10 protein-coding genes are annotated in these 19,221 nt (G+C 74.5%); 5 read left to right on the plus strand and 5 right to left on the minus strand.

Features of this window, described 5'->3' with window-relative positions:
- Positions 1-463: 463 nt before the first annotated feature.
- Positions 464-1,030 carry a MarR family winged helix-turn-helix transcriptional regulator gene (locus tag ACIPPS_RS18890; RefSeq protein WP_401433182.1) on the minus strand — a complete coding sequence of 189 codons (567 nt, stop codon included), beginning with the start codon at positions 1,028-1,030 and terminating at the stop codon, positions 464-466.
- Between the two features lie 142 nt (positions 1,031-1,172).
- Here ACIPPS_RS18890 and ACIPPS_RS18895 point away from each other — a divergent pair, with 142 nt between their 5' ends.
- Positions 1,173-2,450, plus strand: coding sequence for an MFS transporter (locus ACIPPS_RS18895; RefSeq protein WP_401434587.1), 1,278 nt, complete (start codon positions 1,173-1,175; stop codon positions 2,448-2,450).
- 63 nt (positions 2,451-2,513) lie between these two features.
- Here ACIPPS_RS18895 and ACIPPS_RS18900 read toward each other — a convergent pair whose 3' ends face one another.
- Together ACIPPS_RS18900 and ACIPPS_RS18905 are read right to left on the minus strand one after the other, a co-directional pair.
- Positions 2,514-4,139 carry a SpoIIE family protein phosphatase gene (locus ACIPPS_RS18900; protein WP_401433184.1) on the minus strand — a complete coding sequence of 542 codons (1,626 nt, stop codon included), beginning with the start codon at positions 4,137-4,139 and terminating at the stop codon, positions 2,514-2,516.
- A gap of 106 nt (positions 4,140-4,245) precedes the next feature.
- Positions 4,246-5,646: an NAD(P)/FAD-dependent oxidoreductase gene (locus ACIPPS_RS18905; protein WP_401433186.1), complete on the minus strand. Its 1,401-nt coding sequence runs from the start codon at positions 5,644-5,646 to the stop codon at positions 4,246-4,248.
- Between the two features lie 354 nt (positions 5,647-6,000).
- Here ACIPPS_RS18905 and ACIPPS_RS18910 point away from each other — a divergent pair, with 354 nt between their 5' ends.
- Positions 6,001-6,870 (plus strand): TetR/AcrR family transcriptional regulator, encoded by an 870-nt coding sequence (locus ACIPPS_RS18910; RefSeq protein ID WP_401433188.1) that lies wholly within the window; start codon positions 6,001-6,003, stop codon positions 6,868-6,870.
- A 261-nt stretch (positions 6,871-7,131) separates the two neighbouring features.
- Positions 7,132-9,222: a sigma-70 family RNA polymerase sigma factor gene (locus ACIPPS_RS18915; RefSeq protein ID WP_401433191.1), complete on the plus strand. Its 2,091-nt coding sequence runs from the start codon at positions 7,132-7,134 to the stop codon at positions 9,220-9,222.
- Positions 9,223-9,560: 338 nt separating this feature from the next.
- Here the strand turns inward: ACIPPS_RS18915 and ACIPPS_RS18920 are convergent, their stop codons facing one another.
- Positions 9,561-13,097 (minus strand): ATP-binding protein, encoded by a 3,537-nt coding sequence (locus ACIPPS_RS18920; RefSeq protein ID WP_401433193.1) that lies wholly within the window; start codon positions 13,095-13,097, stop codon positions 9,561-9,563.
- 247 nt (positions 13,098-13,344) lie between these two features.
- The gene (locus ACIPPS_RS18925; protein WP_401433196.1) at positions 13,345-15,531 is read right to left on the minus strand and encodes an asparagine synthase-related protein; all 2,187 of its coding nucleotides are present in this window, start codon (positions 15,529-15,531) and stop codon (positions 13,345-13,347) included.
- Between the two features lie 700 nt (positions 15,532-16,231).
- Between ACIPPS_RS18925 and ACIPPS_RS18930 the strand changes: the two genes are divergently transcribed.
- Together ACIPPS_RS18930 and lhgO are read left to right on the plus strand one after the other, a co-directional pair.
- Complete coding sequence (locus tag ACIPPS_RS18930) at positions 16,232-17,680, plus strand: MFS transporter (protein ID WP_401433198.1); 1,449 nt, start codon at positions 16,232-16,234, stop codon at positions 17,678-17,680.
- Positions 17,681-17,804: 124 nt separating this feature from the next.
- Entirely contained in the window at positions 17,805-19,001 is a 1,197-nt protein-coding gene (gene lhgO / locus ACIPPS_RS18935) for an L-2-hydroxyglutarate oxidase (protein WP_401433201.1), read from the plus strand.
- Positions 19,002-19,221 lie beyond the last annotated feature (220 nt).

Consider the following 19,221-nt stretch of genomic DNA (forward strand, 5'->3'; position numbering starts at 1 on the left):
TCTCGGGCTTTCCTCCGGGCTTTTTCCCTTCGGTCTTGCGTTTCCGACTCTATCAGATCTTTCCGATCCGATTTCCTCGGTGCTTTCCGGCTTCTTCGGTTTCCCGTTTCGACCTTCCTGCGTTTCCGACTCTATCAGATCCTTTCGGGCCTGATTCCCAGTCAGCGGGGGTTGTCTTCGCGGCTGTTGGGCCGTTCCGACGCTCAAACTCTAGCGGATTTCCCGGGCGCCTCATAATCGAGGCTTTCGAAATGAATTTCGGCATGCCGAAATTCGTCCCGGTTGGGAGATCGTGCTGAGTTGAGGTGCCGCAGTGAGCGGCGGGAGTGGCTGTCGCAGAACCGTTCCGGCCCCGTGACAACTCGGAGAACACTACGGATACGGCGGGGGCGTGTCAACCCCCCTCCGGTGGCCCCTCCCGTGGCCCCCGCGGTGCCGATCGCCAGGCGTCCGGCCGGCCGGATCAGTCCAGGTCGGTGAGACGGCCGCCCGCGTCCGGCTGGGTGTGCTCGACCCTTCGGAGGAGGCGGATCAGCATGTCGCCGAGGCCGGCGCGCTCGTCGACCGTCAGGTCCTGGAGGAGCTCCTCCTCGAAGTCCGTCGCCATGCGCATCGCCTCCAGCCACTTCGTGCGGCCCTCGTCCGTCAGCTCCACGATCACCCGGACGCGGTTGGACTCGTCGCGGTCGCGGGTGACCAGGCCCTCGCCCGCCATGCGGTCGATGCGGTGGGTCATCGCGGCCGGGGTCAGGCCGAGCCGCTTGGCCAGCTCGCCGGGGCCCAGTCGATAGGGGGCGCCGGCCAGGACGAGGGTCTTGAGGACCTCCCACTCCGCGTTGCTGATGCCGAGGTCGGACAGCTGGCGTCCGTACGCCACGTTCATACGTCGGTTCAGCCGGCCGAGGGCCGAGACCACCTTCTCGACCTGGGGGTCGAGGTCCCGGTACTCGCGCTGGTAGGCCGCGATCTGCTCGTCGAGGGTCGGCTCCCCCAGGGACTGCGGGCCGGACTGCTCGGGGTTGTCGGACATGCGGGGAGTGTCCCACAGAGTTCGTTGGCGTTGAAGTCCTTCCATGTGTATTGTTAAGGATCTAATTTTAGTTTCGAAGTCTTCAGGGTTCAGTCCTACAGGGGTGAACCCGCGATCGAAGTGGGTGAGCGTGACCAAGGCGATGGGTGCAGCGATGCGCCGGATCCAGGCAGGCAGCGCGCTGAGCGCGTTCGGACTCGGCTTCACCGTTCCGTACCTCTATGTGTATGTCGCTCAGGTGCGGGACCTGGGCGCGACCACGGCGGGCATCGTGCTCGCCGTCTTCGCCATGGCCGCACTCGTCGTCCTGCCCTTCAGCGGACGCGCGATCGACCGGCGTGGCCCCGTCCCCGTCCTGCTCGTCGCCGCCGTGCTCGCGTCGCTCGGCGCGCTGGGCATGGGGCTCTCGGGCAGCGTGCCCGCCGCCGTCGGCTCCGCCGCGCTGCTCGGCGCCGGTACGGCCGTGATGCAGCCGGCGCTCGCCACGATGATCGTCTGGTGCTCCGACCCGACCACCCGGACCCGGTCCTTCGCCATGCAGTTCTTCCTGCAGAACCTGGGACTCGGCGTCGGTGGCCTGATCGGCGGGCAGCTCGTCGACGCCGGCCGCCCGGGCAGCTTCCTGCTGCTCTTCTCGATCGAGGCGGCGATGTTCCTCGTCCTCGGCGGCATCGTGACGACCGTCCGGATGCCGGGTTCGCCCGCCCTGCGGGACGCCCGTCCCGCCGGCGCGCGGAAGGGCGGCGTCCGGGCGCTGCTCGGCCACAAAGCCATGGTGCAGCTGTGCGTCCTGGGCTTCGTCCTCTTCTTCGCCTGCTACGGACAGTTCGAGTCGGGTCTCGCGGCGTACGGCACCGAGGCCGCCGGGATCGAGCCGTCGACGCTCGGGATCGCGCTCGCCGCCAACACGGCCGTCATCGTCGTCGCCCAGTTCGTGGTGCTGAAGTTCGTCGAGCGCCGGCGCCGCAGCCGGATGATCGCCGCCGTCGGTCTCATCTGGGCCGTGGCGTGGGTGATCGCCGGGTACGCGGGGCTCGGGCACGGCAGCCAGGCGATGGCGACCGCCGCGTTCGTCTCCACGTACGCCCTCTTCGGGCTCGGCGAGGCGATGCTGTCGCCGACCGTGGCGCCGCTGGTCGCGGACCTCGCGCCGGAGTCGATGGTCGGTCAGTACAACTCGGCGTTCGCCCTGGTCAAGCAGCTCGCGCTGGCCGTCGGCCCGGCTGTGGGCGGGCCCATGGGGGCCGCGCTGCACGGTCCGTACATCGTGACCTTCGTGCTCTTCTCGCTCGGGATCACGTTCCTGGCGGTGCGGCTCGGCCGGCAGCTCACGCCCGTGCAGGACCAGCCGTACCTCGCCGTCAAGGTCTCGCGCGTCGTCGCGAGGCACCAGCCGGAGAAGACGAGCGTCCCCGCCTAGGGAGTTTCCGGAAAGTATGGCCGTCCGCCCGCAGGGCAGGGCGCCGGACTTTCCGGACACGACCTAGTCGGGCAGGGCGAACTCGCACCAGACCGCCTTGCCGCCTCCCGGCGTCCGGCGGCTTCCCCAGGACGAGGCGATCGTCGCGATGATCGAGATCCCGCGACCCGCCTCGTCCTCCGTCTCCGCCCTGCGGCGGCGCGGCAGATGGTCGTCCCCGTCCGTGACCTCGATGATCAGTCGCCGGTCGGTACGGCGCAGCCGCAGCCGCATCGGCGGGGTGCCGTGCTTCAGGGAGTTCGCCACCAGCTCACTGGTGGCGAGGACGCCGAGATCACGCAGCTCCACCGGGAAGCGCCAGCTGGAGAGGACGCCCGAGGCGAAGGCACGCGCGCGTGGGGCCGCCTCCACACCGCCCAGCAGCTCCAGCGCCGCGTTGTGGAAGAGCTCCGCGTCGGCTCCCTTGCGGGAGGGGTGCTGGACCACCAGGACGGCCACGTCGTCGTCGTGCTCGGCGGTGACGCCGAGCGAGCGCAACAGCCGGTCGCAGACGACCTGCGGGGTGCCGAGGGCTCCGGAGAGCGCGCGCTCCAGGGCGGCGACTCCCTCGTCGATGTCCTCGCGGCGCCGCTCCACGAGTCCGTCCGTGTAGAGGACGGCGGTGGAGCCCGGCGGCAGGGCGATGGCGCCGGAGGTGTGCAGCCAGCCGCCGGTGCCCAGCGGGGGCCCGGTGGGGTCCTCGGCGCGGCGGACCGAGCCGTCCTCGTCCCTGACGAGGATCGGGAGGTGCCCCGCGGAGGCGTAGACGAGCTTGCCCTCGTTCGGGTCGTGGACCGCGTAGACGCAGGTGGCGATCTGGCTGGCGTCGATCTCGGCGGCGAGGCCGTCGAGCAGCTGGAGCACCTCGTGCGGGGGCAGGTCCAGCCGGGCGTAGGCCCGGACGGCGGTGCGGAGCTGGCCCATGACGGCGGCGGCGCGCACCCCGCGGCCCATCACGTCCCCGATGACCAGGGCGGTGCGTCCGGCGCCCAGGGTGATGACGTCGTACCAGTCGCCGCCGACGGCCGCGTCCGTGCCGCCGGGCTGGTAGGTGGCGGCGATCCGCAGGTCGTCGGGCTGCTCCAGTTCCTGCGGGAGCAGGGAGCGCTGGAGGGTGACGGCGGTCTCGCGGTGCCGGCGCTCGCTGGCCCGCAGCCGCTCGGCGGCCTCGGCGTGGTCGGTCACGTCGGCCGCGTGGACGAGGACGCCGCCGCCCTCGAAGCGCGGGGAGTCCACCGGCAGGCAGGTGACCGTGTACGAGCCGCCGTCCTGGGTCTTGCGGGACTTGACCGTGCGGGGCTTTCCGCTGCGCAGGACCTGGTCCATGAGCGGCAGCAGGCCCAGCTCCTCGGCCTCGGGACAGGCCTCGGCGACGGTGGCCCCGGCGGGGCGGGGGCCGAAGGCGGCGGCGTAGGCGTCGTTGACGTACGCGATGCGGTGCTCGGGGCCGTGGGCGAGGGCGACCAGGCCGGGGAGGCGGCCGATCATCTCCCGCGCGGAGAAGTCCTCCAGGAGGGGGACGTCGCCGGGGAGGTGCTCAGGCCGCTGCTCGTACTCACCGCGGGCCGCGGGCACGGAGCCTTCGGTCCCCCGCGCGGCCGTGCGGCGCTGCGTGCCGGGGAGTCGGGCGCTCCAACGGGTGAAGTTCACGGATCTGTATGCCTCGTGGTTTGTTGGCCGTGCTGAGTCACTCTGTGCAGGTGTGAGCCCACCTATGGTCACACGTCCAGTGTGACCGACCGCACTGACATCGGTGTCAGCCGGGCTTGGGCCCTTCCTCGGGGAGGTCGTCGGGCCCGTTCTTCGGGCCGGTCACGGGGGGCGGGGGCGCGGCGGCGAGTGCGAACTCGGCGCGCGGGTGTTCCAGCGAGCCGAGCGAGACGATCTCCCGCTTGAACAGGCCGGAGAGGGTCCACTCGGCCAGCACGCGCGCTTTCCTGTTGAAGGTCGGGACGCGGCTGAGGTGGTAGGCGCGGTGCATGAACCAGGCGGGGTAGCCCTTGAGTTTGCGTCCGTAGACGTGGGCGACGCCTTTGTGGAGGCCGAGGGAGGCGACCGAGCCCGCGTACGCGTGGGCGTACTCCTTGAGCGGCTGCCCGCGCAGGGAGGCGGCGACGTTCTCGGCGAGCACCTTGGTCTGGCGTACGGCGTGCTGCGCGTTCGGCGCGCACTCCTTGCCCGGCTCGTCCGCCGTGACGTCGGGGACGGCCGCCGCGTCTCCGGCCGCCCAGGCGTGCTCGACGCCCTCGACGGAGAGGCGTGCGGTGCACTTGAGCCGGCCGCGCGCGTCGAGCGGCAGGTCGGTGGCGGCGAGGACGGGCGCGGGCTTCACGCCGGCGGTCCAGACGACCGTACGGGTCGGGAAGCGGCTGCCGTCGCTGAGGACGGCGACCCGGTCCTCGCAGGACTCCAGCCGGGTCTCCAGCCGTACGTCGATGTTCCGGGCGCGCAGCTCGCGGATCGCGTACGTGCCCATCTTCTCGCCGACCTCGGGCAGGATCCGGCCCGTGGCCTCGACCAGGACCCACTTCAGGTCCTCCGGCTTGATGTTGTGGTAGTACCGCGCCGTGTAGCGGGCCATGTCCTCCAGCTCGGCGAGCGCCTCCACGCCCGCGTAGCCGCCGCCGACGAAGACGAAGGTGAGGGCGGCGTCGCGCAGGTCCGGGTCGCGGGTCGAGGAGGCGATGTCCATCTGCTCGATGACGTGGTTGCGCAGGCCGATGGCCTCCTCGACGGTCTTGAAGCCGATGCCGTGGTCGGCGAGGCCGGGGACCGGGAGGGTGCGGGAGATCGAGCCGGGCGCGATGACCAGTTCGTCGTAGCCGAGCTGGATGGTCCCGGTGCCCTCCTCGTCGGTGGCGAGGGTGGAGAGCGTCGCGGTCCGCTTGGCGTGGTCGACGGCGTGGACCTCTCCGATGACGATCCGGCAGGCGGGCAGGACCCGGCGGAGCGGGACGACGACATGGCGCGGGGAGATCGAGCCGGCCGCGGCCTCGGGGAGGAACGGCTGGTACGTCATGTACGGCTCGGGTGTGACCACCGCGATCTCGACGGAACCGCTTCTGAGCTCGGCCTTGAGCAGCCGCTGCAGACGCAGCGCGGTGTACATACCGACGTAGCCACCGCCGACAACGAGAATGCGCGCAGGTTCGGTCACTGTCCCATGACGCAACGCCGTTCGGGGTTTGTCCACAGCCCCGGCAAATTGTGTGACCGGAGGTGCGCGGGGGCACGGGGTGGCGCACACCGGGGGTACAGCGGGAAGTACGCAGGTCAGCCCCGGCGGGAGGGGTGGCGCGGTAGCCCGGAATCGGGAGAGTTCAGGCCCTTGCTCCGATCGGGGGGCGCACCGTGCGGAACTCCCCCTTCTGAATTGACCTCGACTCAACTATGTTCGTACCTCATCGGGGTTTCGGCTCGCGGCGCGCAGACCAGAGCGCCGCGCGGAGAGCCGGCCCCGTGTCAGGGCGGGGAGTCTCCGGGGGGAGACATCATGAGCGGGGGAACGCTTATGCACATGCAGGATTCGCGGTGGCAGGCTGTCGTCGGCACGACGGACAGCTCGTTCGACGGACGTAGTGCGGGTGTGAGCACGGGTACGGGTACGGGTACGGCCATGGGTACGGCCGCCGGCTCGGGTGCGGTGTCGGGCCCGGGTGTCGGCGCGGTCTCCGGTGCGGCCATCGGATCGTCGGCGCAGGTCGGCCGGTCGGCGCCGCTGCGGGTGGACGCCCAGCGCAATCTGGAGCACGTGCTGCGCGCGGCGCGCGAGGTCTTCGGCGAACTCGGCTACGGCGCACCGATGGAGGACGTGGCCCGGCGTGCCCGGGTCGGCGTCGGCACGGTGTACCGCCGGTTCCCGAGCAAGGACGTGCTGGTACGTCGGATAGCCGAGGAGGAGACCTCCCGGCTGACCGAGCAGGCGCGCACCGCTCTCGGGCAGGAGGACGAGCCCTGGTCGGCGCTCTCCCGGTTCCTGCGGACCTCGGTGGCCTCGGGCGCGGGGCGGCTGCTGCCGCCGCAGATACTGCGGGTCGGTGTGGACGCGGACGAGTTGCTGCTGCCGGCACCGACGGCCGAGGACGCGGCCCGGGTGCCGCACCAGCGGGGCTTCGGGGACTCGGCCGAGGCGCGGATGGCCGCGCCGCGCGCGGTGCCGGGTGCCGAGCTGGAGCACGCCGGTGCGGCGGAGCTCCTGGAGGTCGTCGGACGGCTGGTGGACCGGGCCCGTGAGGCGGGCGAGTTGAGGGCGGACGTGACCGTGGCGGACGTCCTGCTCGTCATAGCCACGGCGGCGCCCGCGCTGCCGGACCCGGCGCAGCAGGCGGCGGCCTCGGCACGGCTCCTCGACATCCTGCTGGAGGGCCTCCGCTCGCGATAGCGGGCGGTGTGGGGCCGCTCGCGGGAGCCGGCGAGGTAGGGGCCGCTCGCGGGAGCCGGCGGGGTAGGGGCCGCTCGCGGGTGTCCGGTTCGGCGGTGCGGGCCGACCGTCGAGCATGGCACGAACGAGTGAGCGGTTACGCCCGGATACGGGAAGTCGCCCCGGACGAGTGGTAAGTGGACGCGAGAGTTCAGCGGGCCGGGGCTCTGTGGCACGCTGGGCCGGTGGTCGGGTCTGAGCGTGTGTACGGGGGCTTCCGCGATGAGCGGTGACGGTCGGGACGAGCCTCTGGGCAGCGGCGGTGACACGGAGACCGGGGGCCACCCCTCGCGGCACGTACCGAGCCAGGGCGGCCCCGGCGGATCGTCCGGCGGGCCCAAGAGCCAGGTTCCGGGGTCCGGTTCGAGCACGCCTGTCGTTTCGGGTGGCTCCGGGAGCGGGTTATCGCCGGGCCCGTCCCCATCGTCGCCGTCTCCGTCCCCGTCGTCTCCGTCCCCGTCGTCGCCGACGGGTGAGCCGGTGGTGCCGCAGCAGCGGGAGAGGGGCGCTGCCAGGACGGCCGCCGCCGCGGCGGACGCGTACGACACCGTCCTGCCGCCTCCGGTGGAGCTGCCGCCCTCCGACGCCGATCTCGTCCAGCTGATGCGCGACGGCGACGACAGCGCGTACGAAGAGCTGTTCCGTCGCCACTCCGACGCCGTGCGCCGCTACGCCAGGACCTGTTGCCGCGACGCGCACACCGCCGACGACCTGACCGCGGAGGTGTTCGCCCGTACGCTCCAGGCGGTACGGGGCGGGGCGGGGCCCGAATACGCGGTCCGCGCCTACCTGCTGACCACGGTCCGGCGGGTGGCGGCGAACTGGACGCGCACACAGAAGCGCGAGCACCTGGTCGAGGACTTCGCGCTGTTCGCGGCGCAGGCCGCCCGCTCGTCCGAAGTCTCCGACCAGACGCCGTCGTTCGGGGCCGGCCTTGACCTCGGCGCGGACGTCCAGGCCATGCACGAGGCCGAACAGTCGCTGGCGATGCAGGCGTTCCGGTCGCTGCCCGAGCGGTGGCAGGCCGTGCTGTGGCACACCACCGTCGAGGAGGAGTCGCCCAGCGAGGTCGCGCCGCTCTTCGGGCTGACCGCCAACGCCACCGCCGTGCTCGCCAGCAGGGCCCGCGAGGGACTCAAGCAGGCGTACCTCCAGGCGCACGTCAGCCAGTCCCTTACGGCGGGCGGCGACTGTGCCCGCTATGCCGACCGGCTCGGCGCGTACGCGCGCGGAGGCCTGCGGATGCGGGCCGAGCGCGGGCTGCGCAAACACCTGGAGGAGTGCGCCCGGTGCCGGCTCGCCGCCGGTGAGCTGGAGCACGTGAACGCCGGGATCCCCGCGCTGCTGCCGGTCGCCGTCATCGGCTGGTTCGCCGCCGGGTTCTCGCTCAAGGCCGCCGGTGTCGTGGCGGGCGGGGTCGCGGGCGCCGCCGGCGCGGGTGCGGCCGCCGCCGCGACGGGCGCGGGCTCGTCGAGTACGGTCGGCGGGTCCTCCGCCGCCGTGGCCGAAGGGCTCGGCGCGCCCGCGAAGGCGGGTCTCGCGGCGGCCGTCGCCGTCGCCGCGACCGCCGGACTGGTCTGGGCGTTCGCCGGCGACCCCGAGCCGGTCGCGAAGCCCGAAGCCACGCCGCCGGCCGTCGCGCCCGTCGTCCCGGCGGAACCGACACCGCCGCCGAAGCCGACCCCCAAGCCCACGCCGCCCGCCCCACCCGCCGTCGAGGAGCCCGAGCCGACTCCGACCCCCACGCCCCCAACGACGCCCACGCCGGAGCGGGTGAAACCCAGCCCGACGCCGACGCCGGCGAAGCCCCGCCCGACGCCGACTCCCGCCCCGCCCAAGCCGACGCCGCCACCCACGCCGACTCCCGCCCCGCCGACCGTCTACCAGGTCAACCAGCTGGACTACGGCGTCTTCGGCGACGGCACGAAGCCCGAGGTGCGGCTCGGCGACAGCGGCTGGATGTGGCAGCGCGACGGACTGGCGATCGGCGGCACCCGGTACGGGCACGGCGTGAGCGTGCACGCGCCGTCCGCGCTCGTGATCGACCTCAACCGGCGGTGCACCAGCTACGACGCGCTCGTCGGCGTCGACGACCTGACCGCGCCGATCGGCCTCGGAGGCGTCCGCTTCTCCGTCTACGGGGACGGTGAACGGCTCTGGCGCTCCCCTGTCGTCGAGTCGGGCGATCCCGCGATCCCGGTCCACGTCGGCATCGCCGGACGCACGACGCTCCGCCTCGTCGTGGAGGAGACCTCGCCATGGGGCCGGGTCGCCGTCGCGGACTGGGCGCAGTCCCGGATCGGCTGCGCCTGAGCCGAGGGCTCGGGCAGGCTGCGGGCCGGAGACGAGGGATCAGGCGGGCTCGCGGGGCGCGAGGCGAGGGATCAGGCGGGCTCGTGGGACGTAGGCGAGGGCTCAGGCGGGCTCGTGGGACGACACGTAGCGGGCTCGCGGGGCGCGGGGCGAGGGATCAGGCGGGCTCGCGGGGCGCGAGGCGAGGGCTCGGGCGGGCTCGCGGGCCGTAGGCGAGGGATCAGGCGGGCTCGTGGGACGACACGTAGCGGGCTCGCGGGGCGCGGGGCGAGGGATCAGGCGGGCTCGCGGGGCGCGAGGCGAGGGCTCGGGCAGGCTCGCGGGACGGAGGCGAGGGCTCAGGCGGGCTCGTGGGACGACACGTACGCGTCCACCAGGGCGATGACCTCGTCGAGGGTCAGCCGGGAGCCCTCGGCGTGAGCGTGCTCCGTGGCGGCCTCGCCGAGTTCCGCGCGGGCCCGGGCCCGCACGGTCTCGACCTCGCGGAGTTCGGGGACCGAGCGGGGGATCGCCGCGCGCCAGGTGTCGACGGCGGACAGGACCCGGACCGCGACCGGGAGCGCGCCGTCGAGGCTGAGCACGGTCGCCAGGCCCTCGCCCAGCTGGGCGACGACGAAGTCGGCGCACTCGGCCTGCCGGGTGAGGCGCAGGGCCTCGACCGCCTGCGCCACGGCCTCCGCGCCGCCGCCCTCCTCCGCGAGCACGCGCGCGGAGAACCCGAGTACGGCGGCGGTGAAGTGCGGGGGCGGTGTGCCGGTGAGGACCAGCTGGTTCGCCGCGTCCATGTGGGCGCGGGCGGAGCGGACGTCGCCGCGGTAGAGGGCGAGGACGGCCCTCATGAACCGGAGAAACGTCTCCGTGTCGTCGATGTGGTGGTGCGCGGCCTCCGCCTCGGCCTCCGCCAGGCCCTTCTCGGCGGCCTCCACGTCACCTTCGCGGTAGGCGAGTTCGGCGAGCCGGGCGATCAGGAACGGGGACTCGGCGTACGCGCCGACCTCGCGGGCGAGGCCGAGAGCCTCCTCGTACGCTCCCGCCGCCTCCTTGTACCGGCCGCGCATCATGTACGCCTCGCCCGCCGCGCTCGCCACCTGTGCCCGCATCCAGCGGTCGCCGACCCGGCGGGAGAGGACGCGCAGTTCGGCCAGGTCCTCGTCCACGCCGGACATCTCGCCGGGCATGTCGATCACCAGGTGGGTACGGAACATCATGCTGACGCCGAGTTCCCACTCCCCGCCGTACCGACGGCAGATCTCGACGGCGGTGTCGAGCATCTCGCGCAGGACGGGAGGCTCCTCCGTGAGGAACGCCGTGAACGGCCACAGGAGCCCGGGGAAGCGGGCCGACTCGGGGCCGGGGTGCTCGCCGAAGGCCTTGCGCACCCGCACCACGAGCGCGGCGCCCTCGGGGTCCGCGCGCAGGTCGGCGGCCGTACGGTTCTCCACGACGAGGAAGAACGACAGCATGCGCAGCCGCATGCGGGGCCAGTGGCGGGGGTCGGCCGGGTCGGCCGGGTCCTCGCCGAGCCGGAGCGTGCGCTCGACCCAGACCAGGCCCTCGGGACGGTAGTTGCGGAGCCACCAGAACCAGCCCATGGCGAAGACGAGGCGATGGGCCGCGGCTTCGTCCGGGTCGGCGCCGGTGGCGCGGTGGAGGGCGGCGCGTATGTTGCCCAGGTCGGTCTCGATCCGCCGGATCCAGGGGAGTTGCTCGCCCGAGCGGAGGAGGGGTTCGGCGCGCTCGGCGAGGGCCGTGAAGTACGCGGTGTGGGCGGCCTCCGCGGCGGCGCGGACGTCGGGCCGTTCGGCGGCGCGTTCGACGGCGTACTCGTGGATGGTCTCCAGGAGGCGGTAGCGCATCTCGCCGTCGTCGGTGGGGGCGGCGACGACGAGGGACTTGTCGACGAGTGCGCCGAGAGTGTCGGCGGCATGCGGGGCGAGGGCCTCGGCGGCGGCCAGGTCCCAGCCGCCGGCGAAGACGGAGAGCCTGCGGAGCAGGGTGCGTTCGTCGGCGTCGAGGAGTTCCCAGGACCAGTCGACGACGGCGCGGAGCGTCTGCTGGCGGGGCAGGACGGTGCGGCTGCCGGAGGTGAGGAGACGGAATCGGTCGTCGAGCCGGTCGGCGATCTGGCGCGGGGTGAGCAGGCGGAGCCGGGCGGCGGCGAGTTCGATGGCGAGGGGAAGGCCGTCGAGGCGGCGGCAGATCTCGGCCACGGCGTCGCGGTGGCTGTCGTGAGCGGGGGTACCGGCGTGAGCGGGGGTACCGGCGTGAGCGGAGGTACCGGCGTGAGCGGAGGTACCGGCGTGAGCGGAGGTACCAGCGTGGGCGCCGCTGCCCTCGCGGCCGGGGGTTCCACCGTGGCCGGGCGTACGGCCGAAGTCGGGGCGTACGGCGCAGGCGCGTTCGGCGAAGAGCTGGTGGGCCGGGTCGGGGGGCAAGGGTTCGACCGGGCGGACCGTTTCTCCGGGAACGCCGAGAGGCTCCCGGCTGGTGGCGAGGACGCGCAGCCGGGGGCAGCGGGTGAGGAGGGCCTCGGCGAGGGCGGCGGCGGCGCCGACGACGTGCTCGCAGTTGTCGAGGACGAGGAGGAGGGAACGCGGCGCGAGGTGCTCGACGAGCCGGTGGGTGGGGTCGTCCTGGGGGACCTGGCCCTCGCGGCTGATCAGGTTGGTCTCGCGGAGCCGGAGCGCGGAGAGCACGGCACCGGGCACGGCGTCGGGATCGTCGAGCGGCGCCAGCTCCACGAGCCAGGCGCCGTCGGGGAAGGGGTCGGCGTGGGGGGCGTGGGGGGTGTGGGGGGCGTGCGGTGCATGGGGGGCATGCGGGGCATGCGGGGCATGCGGGGCGTGCGAGGGGCCGTCGCCGCCGCGGGAGCCGTAGCCGTCGCCTTCGCCGTATCCGTCGCCTTCGCGTGTGGCGGCCTCGTCCCACGTGCCCGCATGGCCCCGTCCGCCCGCGTCACCCCGTCGGCCCGGGAGAGCGCGGGCCGCGAGGGCGGCTTCCTCGGCCAGGCGGGTCTTGCCCGAGCCGCCGGGGCCGGTGAGGGTGACGAGGCGGGAGTGGGTGAGGTCGGCGCGGAGGGCGGCGAGTTCGGGCTCGCGGCCGACGAAGGAGGTGAGGCGGGGCCGGATGTTTCCGGCCTCGCGGGGCTGCGGCGCCGCTGTCGGGCGGAGGAGTTCGCGGTGGAGGGCGGTGAGTTCGGCGCCCGGGTCGGTGCCGAGGCCCTCGGCGAGCGCGCGGCGGGCGTCCTCGTACGCGGCGAGGGCGTCGGCCTGCCGGCCCTCGGCCCGCAGGGCGCGGATGAGGTGGGCGCGGAAGCCTTCGTCGTACGGGTACGCGTCGGTCAGCTCGGACAGCTCCGGTACGAGTCCGTCGACGGCGCCGCGCCTGAGGTCGGCCTCCACGCGCTGCCGGAGCGCGGCGAGTCGCTGGGCCTCGGGTCGCACGCGCGCGTGCTCGGGCAGGTCGGCGAGGGCGGGGCCGCGGAAGAGGGCGAGGGCGGTGCGGAGGAGGTCGGCCGCGCTCGCGGGGTCGTCGGCGTCGAGGCGGGCCGTGGCGTCGCGGACGTGGCGCTCGAAGACGTACAGGTCGATGTCGTCCGGTCCGGCGTCGAGGCGGTAGCCGGGGCCGGGCGTGGACTCGACGGCCTCCCGCCCGACGATCCGGCGCAGCCGCCCGACGAGGGCCTGGAGGGCGGCCGGCGCGTCCAGCGGGGGCTCGTCGCCGTACACGTCGTCGACGAGCTCGGCGACGGTCGCGGCCCGCCCGCCGCGCAGCGCGAGCGCGGCGACCAGCGCCCGGAGCCTGGCACCGCCCAGGGGGAGGGGCGTGCCGTGGGCGTCGAGCGCGAGGGTGGAACCGAGGATCAGATACCGCACGCGGGCCATTGTCGCCGCGCGCGTGCCGCTGCGCCTCGGGGTTTAACCGGGCGCGGCGCGGGGCGTCGGAACGCGGAGGTGTCGAGTGCGAAGCCGAGGGGGTACGGGAGAGCACGGGCGTCCCCGGCTTGTGGCTGGACGTGTGCGCGTGGTCGTCGGCCGGCGGTTGGCGTTCACTCGAGCGAGCGTGCTGTCACGATCACCCCGCGCCCGTCCCCACCTCCCGCCCGCCGCCGTCCCCGCCCCCTCACGCGGGCAGCGATCTCCGGGTCGCCGGGATCAGGGGGCCTACCACCGCCGTGCGTGGGCGTGGGGCCGCCGTGCCCGTCCAGCAGGTGCCTCGGCGGGCCAGGAGGCGACGGAGCCAGAGTTCGGTGGAGACCAGGTCGGCGAGGCCGTCCAGGGGGATCGGGTCGCCGTCGGCCGCCGCGTGGAGGGCCTTGCGGACCACGCGGGCCTCGATCAGGCCCGCGTCGGCGAGGAGCGGGGCGTCGAAGAGGGCCAGCAGGTTCGGGAGCGCGGCGCGCAGGCCCGCGCGGACCGCGGCGGCCGGGACCGCGGGGTTCGGGGCGCCCCAGCCCGGCGGGATGTCGTGGACGCCCGCGCCCGCGAGGACCGTGCGCAGGACCTGCGCCCGGGCGCCCGGCTGGACCCGCAGCGACTCGGGCAGGTCGCGGCAGGCCCGTACCACCTGGTTGTCCAGGAACGGGGCGTGCAGCCGCTGGCCGCGGATCTCGGCCGCCTGTTCCAGGACCCGGTGGTCGGCCGCCGCCCGGGCGAGCGCCGCACGCGCGCGTGCCTCCCCCGGCCGCTGCACCGACGTCGGCAGCGTCGCCGCCCGGGTCAGGCGAACCGATACTTCGGCCAGCGCCTCCCCCGTCAGCCACCGCGCCGCAGGCCCCGGCCGCGACCAGGTCAGCGCGGAGAGCGACGCCTCCACCGGGCCGTACGCCCCCGGCCCCGGCCGGTTCGCGTCCAGGAGCAGGGCCGCCGCCGCCTCCAGGCCGGTCCGGTAGGGCGTCCGCGCGAGCCGTCGCGCCGCCCGGTAGACCGTCAGCGGGACCAGCAGCGAACCCGCCGACGGCCCCGTGGCCCTGGCCAGCGCCGTCACCGGCCGTACGAGCGACCTGCGGCGACGATCCATCAGCAGGTCCGCGAGGCGAGCCGGGTGCGCGTCCAGGACCTGCCGGGCGCCCAGGCCCGTGAAGTGGTCCGCGCTGCCGCCCGCGAGCCGCCGCCGGTGCCGGTCGGCGACGACCAGCGAAGGCCCGGGCTCGTCGGTCAGGGGCCCCTCGAGCTCCGCGTACGGCAGCGCTTCCTCGCCCGCCGCCACGACCACGTGGTGCAGCCGCGGGTTCGCCGCGATCGACCTGGCCCGTTCCAGCTCCTCCTCGCGGTCCGGACCGCCCCCGCTCGTCAGGTCGTTGAAGGTGACCGCCAGCAGCCGCTCCCCGGCGCCCGTGCCGTGGCCGAGGATCGTCCCCGGCACCCCCGGCAGGCCGGCCGCGAGGAGCGCGAGCGTGCCGGACGCGCTGCCGCCGGAGAGGTCCGCCCCGATGCCGGGCGCGGGGCCGCCGCCCCGGGCCGCCCGCCGCTCGGCGGGTCCCATGCCGGGGACGGGCCCCGGGTCCGGAAGCGGCGCCTCCGGTGCGTGCCGGGGCGCCGTGAGTCGGGCCCGTACGGCGTCGACCAGCGCGTCCCGTACGCCCTCCACCGCCCGCCGGGGCTCGACCTCGGCCGCCGCGACGGCGAGCGAGGCCACCGCTTCGTACCCGGTGATCTCGCGCGAGCCCTCCCGGAGGATCAGCGCGTGCCCGGGCGGCACCCGTCTCACCCCCTCGTACGGTGTCGAGTCCCGCAGCGCCTCCGGGGTCTCCGGGCAGGCGAGCAGCGCGGCCAGGTGGCCGATGTCGAGCTGGGCCTCGATGAGGTCGGCGAGGGGCAGGGCGGCCGTCGCGTACGCCGTGCCGCCCGCCCACGGGGCGTGGAACACCGGCCGTGCGCCCGCCAGATCGCCGGTCACGGTGACACGGCGCCCGGCCCGTACGACGGCCGTGTAGCTGCCCGCCCAGGCGGTGAGATGGCGCAGCGCGCCCCCGCGCGCGGTGAGCAGCCCGACCCTCAGCGCCTCGTCGCTCGCGGCGCAACACCCCAGGACGGCGAGGCGGGTGTGCGCGTCGACGCTGATCACGCGGACCTCGTCGGGGCGCCAGTCGCCGACCGCCCACAGCGGATCGGGGTCGCCCCACAGCAGTTGGGCGCCCACGGGTTGCACCGTGCGCCCCTCGGACGCCGGGTCACCCACGGCACCGGCCGAACCGGCCATCCCCGGCGTCCCCGGCATCCCTGCCCACCCGCCGGCACCAGCGGTACCAGAGGTAACCGTCGGGCCGAAGGTCGCGGCGACACTGCTCCAGCCCACCAGCCATCGCATCGGCGCCTCCACGTCGGTTCAGTGGAGGAACATGCTGCCACGACAACCGCGCACGCAGGGGGCTCCGGGCGCGCGTCCGCACATGCGAATGCGCCCCTGGCATGGGCCAGTTGACAGCGGCTCGGCGACCGTCGCCATTCGGCCATTCTCAGCGGCACGGATCCGGTACCACGAGCGGTCGGCGCCCGGCCGGCGCTTCGCCGGCACGTCACCGGTCCGCCGTCCGCGTTCTCCGTCCGCGCCCCGTCGGTGTTCCCGCGGCGCTCCCGCCGGTGGGCCCTCGGCAGTCCGGGAGGCGCTGTACGCCTCCCGGAACCGTCCGCCGCCCGCGGGGAAAGGGGCGACGGTATCCCCCAGCCCACCGGTTCACAGCCCAGTGGGCCGACCCACGCAGGACTCATGGAAGCGCTCCCGCACCGAGCGGACGAGAGCGCACGGCCGGGCGCACGGCCACACACCCGGAGCACGCGCCCCGGGGCGCCCCACGAGCGCCCCGGGCGCTCCCCGAGCGCCGGACACCACGGGATCAACCGACGCCGCTACGCCATCTGTCGGCCATCCGTCTGTTCCCACAACAATCCCGCCATACGGAACACCGCCCCTTAACGGTAGGGATGCGGCGAACTACGCTGTGTTTACGAATGCCGCACGCCTATGCCCGGCGTCGTGGCGGCCGTCTGGGTGGTCGAGGGGTGGCGTCATGTCCAGGGAGCAACGCGGGCCGAACGAAAAGCTCGGCACGGTTCTCGCCCTCGCGGGAATCAGCAACGCCGGCCTCGCCCGGCGCGTCAACGACCTCGGCGCGCAGCGCGGTCTGACGCTTCGGTACGACAAGACGTCGGTGGCCCGCTGGGTGTCGAAGGGCATGGTGCCCCAGGGCGCCGCCCCCCACCTGATCGCGGCGGCGATCGGCCAGAAGCTGGGCCGGCCCGTGCCGCTGCACGAGATCGGGCTCGCCGACGCCGACCCGGCGCCCGAGGTGGGGCTCGCCTTCCCGCGCGACGTGGGCGAGGCGGTCCGCTCGGCCACCGAGCTCTACCGGCTGGATCTCGCCGGCCGCCGGGCCGGAGGCGGCGGGATCTGGCAGTCGCTGGCCGGATCCTTCGCGGTCAGCGCGTACGCGACCCCCGCCTCCCGCTGGCTGATAACGCCCGCCGACTCCTCCGTGGAGCGCCTGGTGGGACCGGCCGGAGCGCCGGTGGTGGCCGAGGGGCCCGAGACCGGTCCCCACGCGCGCGTGGGCCACAGCGACGTCGCCAAGCTCCGGGAGGCCGCCGAGGACGCGCGCCGCTGGGACTCCAAGTACGGCGGCGGCGACTGGCGGTCCTCGATGGTCCCGGAGTGCTTACGCGTCGACGCGGCACCGCTGCTGCTCGGCTCGTACTCGGACGAGGTCGGCCGGGCGCTCTTCGGCGCGACCTCCGAGCTGACCCGCCTCGCCGGCTGGATGGCCTTCGACACCGGCCAGCAGGAGGCCGCCCAGCGCTACTACATCCAGGCGCTGCGCCTCGCCCGTGCCGCCGCCGACGTCCCCCTGGGCGGGTACGTCCTGGCCTCCATGTCGCTCCAGGCCACCTACCGGGGCTTCGCCGACGAGGGTGTCGACCTCGCCCAGGCCGCCCTGGAGCGCAACCGGGGGCTCGCGACCGCGCGCACCATGTCCTTCTTCCGGCTCGTCGAGGCCCGCGCGCACGCGAAGGCAGGCGACGGCACGGCGGCGGCGGCCGCCCTCAAGGCCGCCGAGGGGTGGCTGGAACGCTCGCGGGAGGGCGACGCCGACCCGTCGTGGCTGGGCTTCTACTCGTACGACCGGTTCTGCGCGGACGCCGCCGAGTGCTACCGGGACCTGAAGGCCCCCCGCCAGGTGCGGCGCTTCACCGAGCAGGCGCTGTCCCGGCCGACGGAGGAGTTCGTCCGCTCGCACGGGCTGCGGCTCGTGGTGTCGGCGGTCGCGGAGCTGGAGTCGGGCAACCTGGACGCGGCCTGCGCGGCCGGCACGCGCGCGGTGGAGGTGGCCGGCCGGATCTCGTCCGCCCGCACCACCGAGTACGTACGGGACCTGCTGCACCGGCTCGAACCGTACGGGGACGAGCCGAGGGTCATGGAGCTGCGGGAGCGGGCCAGGCCCCTCCTGATGACCCCCGCGTGACTCCGGAGTGACCGAGACATGAGCCGCGGGTGAGACCGGAAGAGGCCCGGCGTGACGCGTGTCCCAGGGGGTTTAGCCGCTCTGTCAGTGGGCCAGTGCACTATCGGGGTGGGAGGTGGTGCAGGTGTCCACGCACGACGTCGACTGCGACGTGCTCGTGATCGGCGGCGGGATCGTCGGTCTGTCGACGGCGTACGCCCTGACGCGCGCCGCTCCCGGCACCCGCGTCACCGTCCTGGAGAAGGAGCACGGCCCGGCCCGCCACCAGACCGGGCGGAACAGCGGGGTGATCCACAGCGGGATCTACTACCGCCCCGGCTCCCTGAAGGCGCGGTTCGCCGTCTCGGGCGCGGCCGAGACGGTCAAGTTCTGCGCCGAGTACGGACTGCCCCACGAGGTCACCGGCAAGCTGATCGTCGCCACCGGCCGCGACGAGCTGCCCCGGCTCCACGCGCTCGTGCAGCGCGGCCGGGAGAACGGCATCCCCGTGCGGGAGCTGGGCCCCGCGCAGATCGCCGCGTACGAACCGAACGTGCGGGGGCTCGCCGCGATCCACGTCGGCACGACCGGGATCTGCGACTACGGAGCGGTGGCCGCGCAGCTCGCCGAGGCCTCCGGGGCGCGCATCCTCTACGGCTCCGAGGTCACCGCGGTCGACCGCAGGCCCTGGGGCGTCGCCGTCCGCACGGCGGGCGGGACGGTGGTGCGGGGGCGGGTCCTGGTGAACTGCGCGGGGCTGCACTGCGACCGGGTCGCCCGGCTCGCGGGCGACGAGCCGGACATGCGGATCGTGCCGTTCCGGGGCGAGTACTACGAGCTGGCGGACCCCTCGCTGGTCCGCGGCCTGGTCTATCCGGTCCCCGACCCGGCCTTCCCCTTCCTGGGCGTCCACCTCACCCGGGGCGTCGACGGCGGCGTGCACGTCGGACCGAACGCGGTGCCGGCGCTGGCGCGCGAGGGGTACGACTGGTCGGTCGTCCGGCCCGGTGACCTCGCGGGGACGGTGGCGTGGCCCGGTTCGTGGCAGATCGCCCGGGAGCACTGGCGCTACGGAGCGGGCGAGCTGCGCCGCTCGCTGTCGAAGCGGGCCTTCACGGAGGCCGTGCGGCGGCTGCTGCCGGCGGTTGAGGAAACGGATCTGCGGCGGGCCCCGGCGGGGGTACGGGCGCAGGCGGTGCTGCGGGACGGGACGCTCGTGGACGACTTCCTGATCCGGGAGGCACCGCGGACGGTGCACGTCCTGAACGCACCGTCCCCGGCGGCGACGGCGTCGCTGCCGATCGGGCGCGAGGTCGCGTCGAGGGCGCTGGCGCTGCTGTAGCCCGTCGGGACCCGGGCCGCGCGCCGCGCGGGCCGGGGGCCGGAGGGATCGGGCTCGGTACGGGAGCCAGAGGGCCCGATACGGGAGCCGGAGGCTCGGTACGGGAGCCGGAGGGCCCGATACGGGAGCCGGGCTCGGGCCAGGCGTCGGAGGGGCCCGGCACCGGGCCAGGCGTCGGAGGGGCCCGGCACCGGACCAGGAACGGGAGCCACCGGAGGGC

The organism is Streptomyces sp. NPDC090127 (assembly GCF_044746945.1).
Taxonomy (GTDB): Bacteria; Actinomycetota; Actinomycetes; order Streptomycetales; family Streptomycetaceae; genus Streptomyces.

Coding starts and splice junctions, on each gene's coding strand:
- ACIPPS_RS18890 (WP_401433182.1), bottom strand. CDS start 1,030: ATGTCCGACAACCCCGAGCAGTCCGGCCCGCAGTCCCTGGGGGAGCCG.
- ACIPPS_RS18895 (WP_401434587.1), top strand. CDS start 1,173: ATGGGTGCAGCGATGCGCCGGATCCAGGCAGGCAGCGCGCTGAGCGCG.
- ACIPPS_RS18910 (WP_401433188.1), top strand. CDS start 6,001: ATGCACATGCAGGATTCGCGGTGGCAGGCTGTCGTCGGCACGACGGAC.
- ACIPPS_RS18915 (WP_401433191.1), top strand. CDS start 7,132: ATGAGCGGTGACGGTCGGGACGAGCCTCTGGGCAGCGGCGGTGACACG.
- ACIPPS_RS18925 (WP_401433196.1), bottom strand. CDS start 15,531: ATGCGATGGCTGGTGGGCTGGAGCAGTGTCGCCGCGACCTTCGGCCCG.
- ACIPPS_RS18930 (WP_401433198.1), top strand. CDS start 16,232: ATGTCCAGGGAGCAACGCGGGCCGAACGAAAAGCTCGGCACGGTTCTC.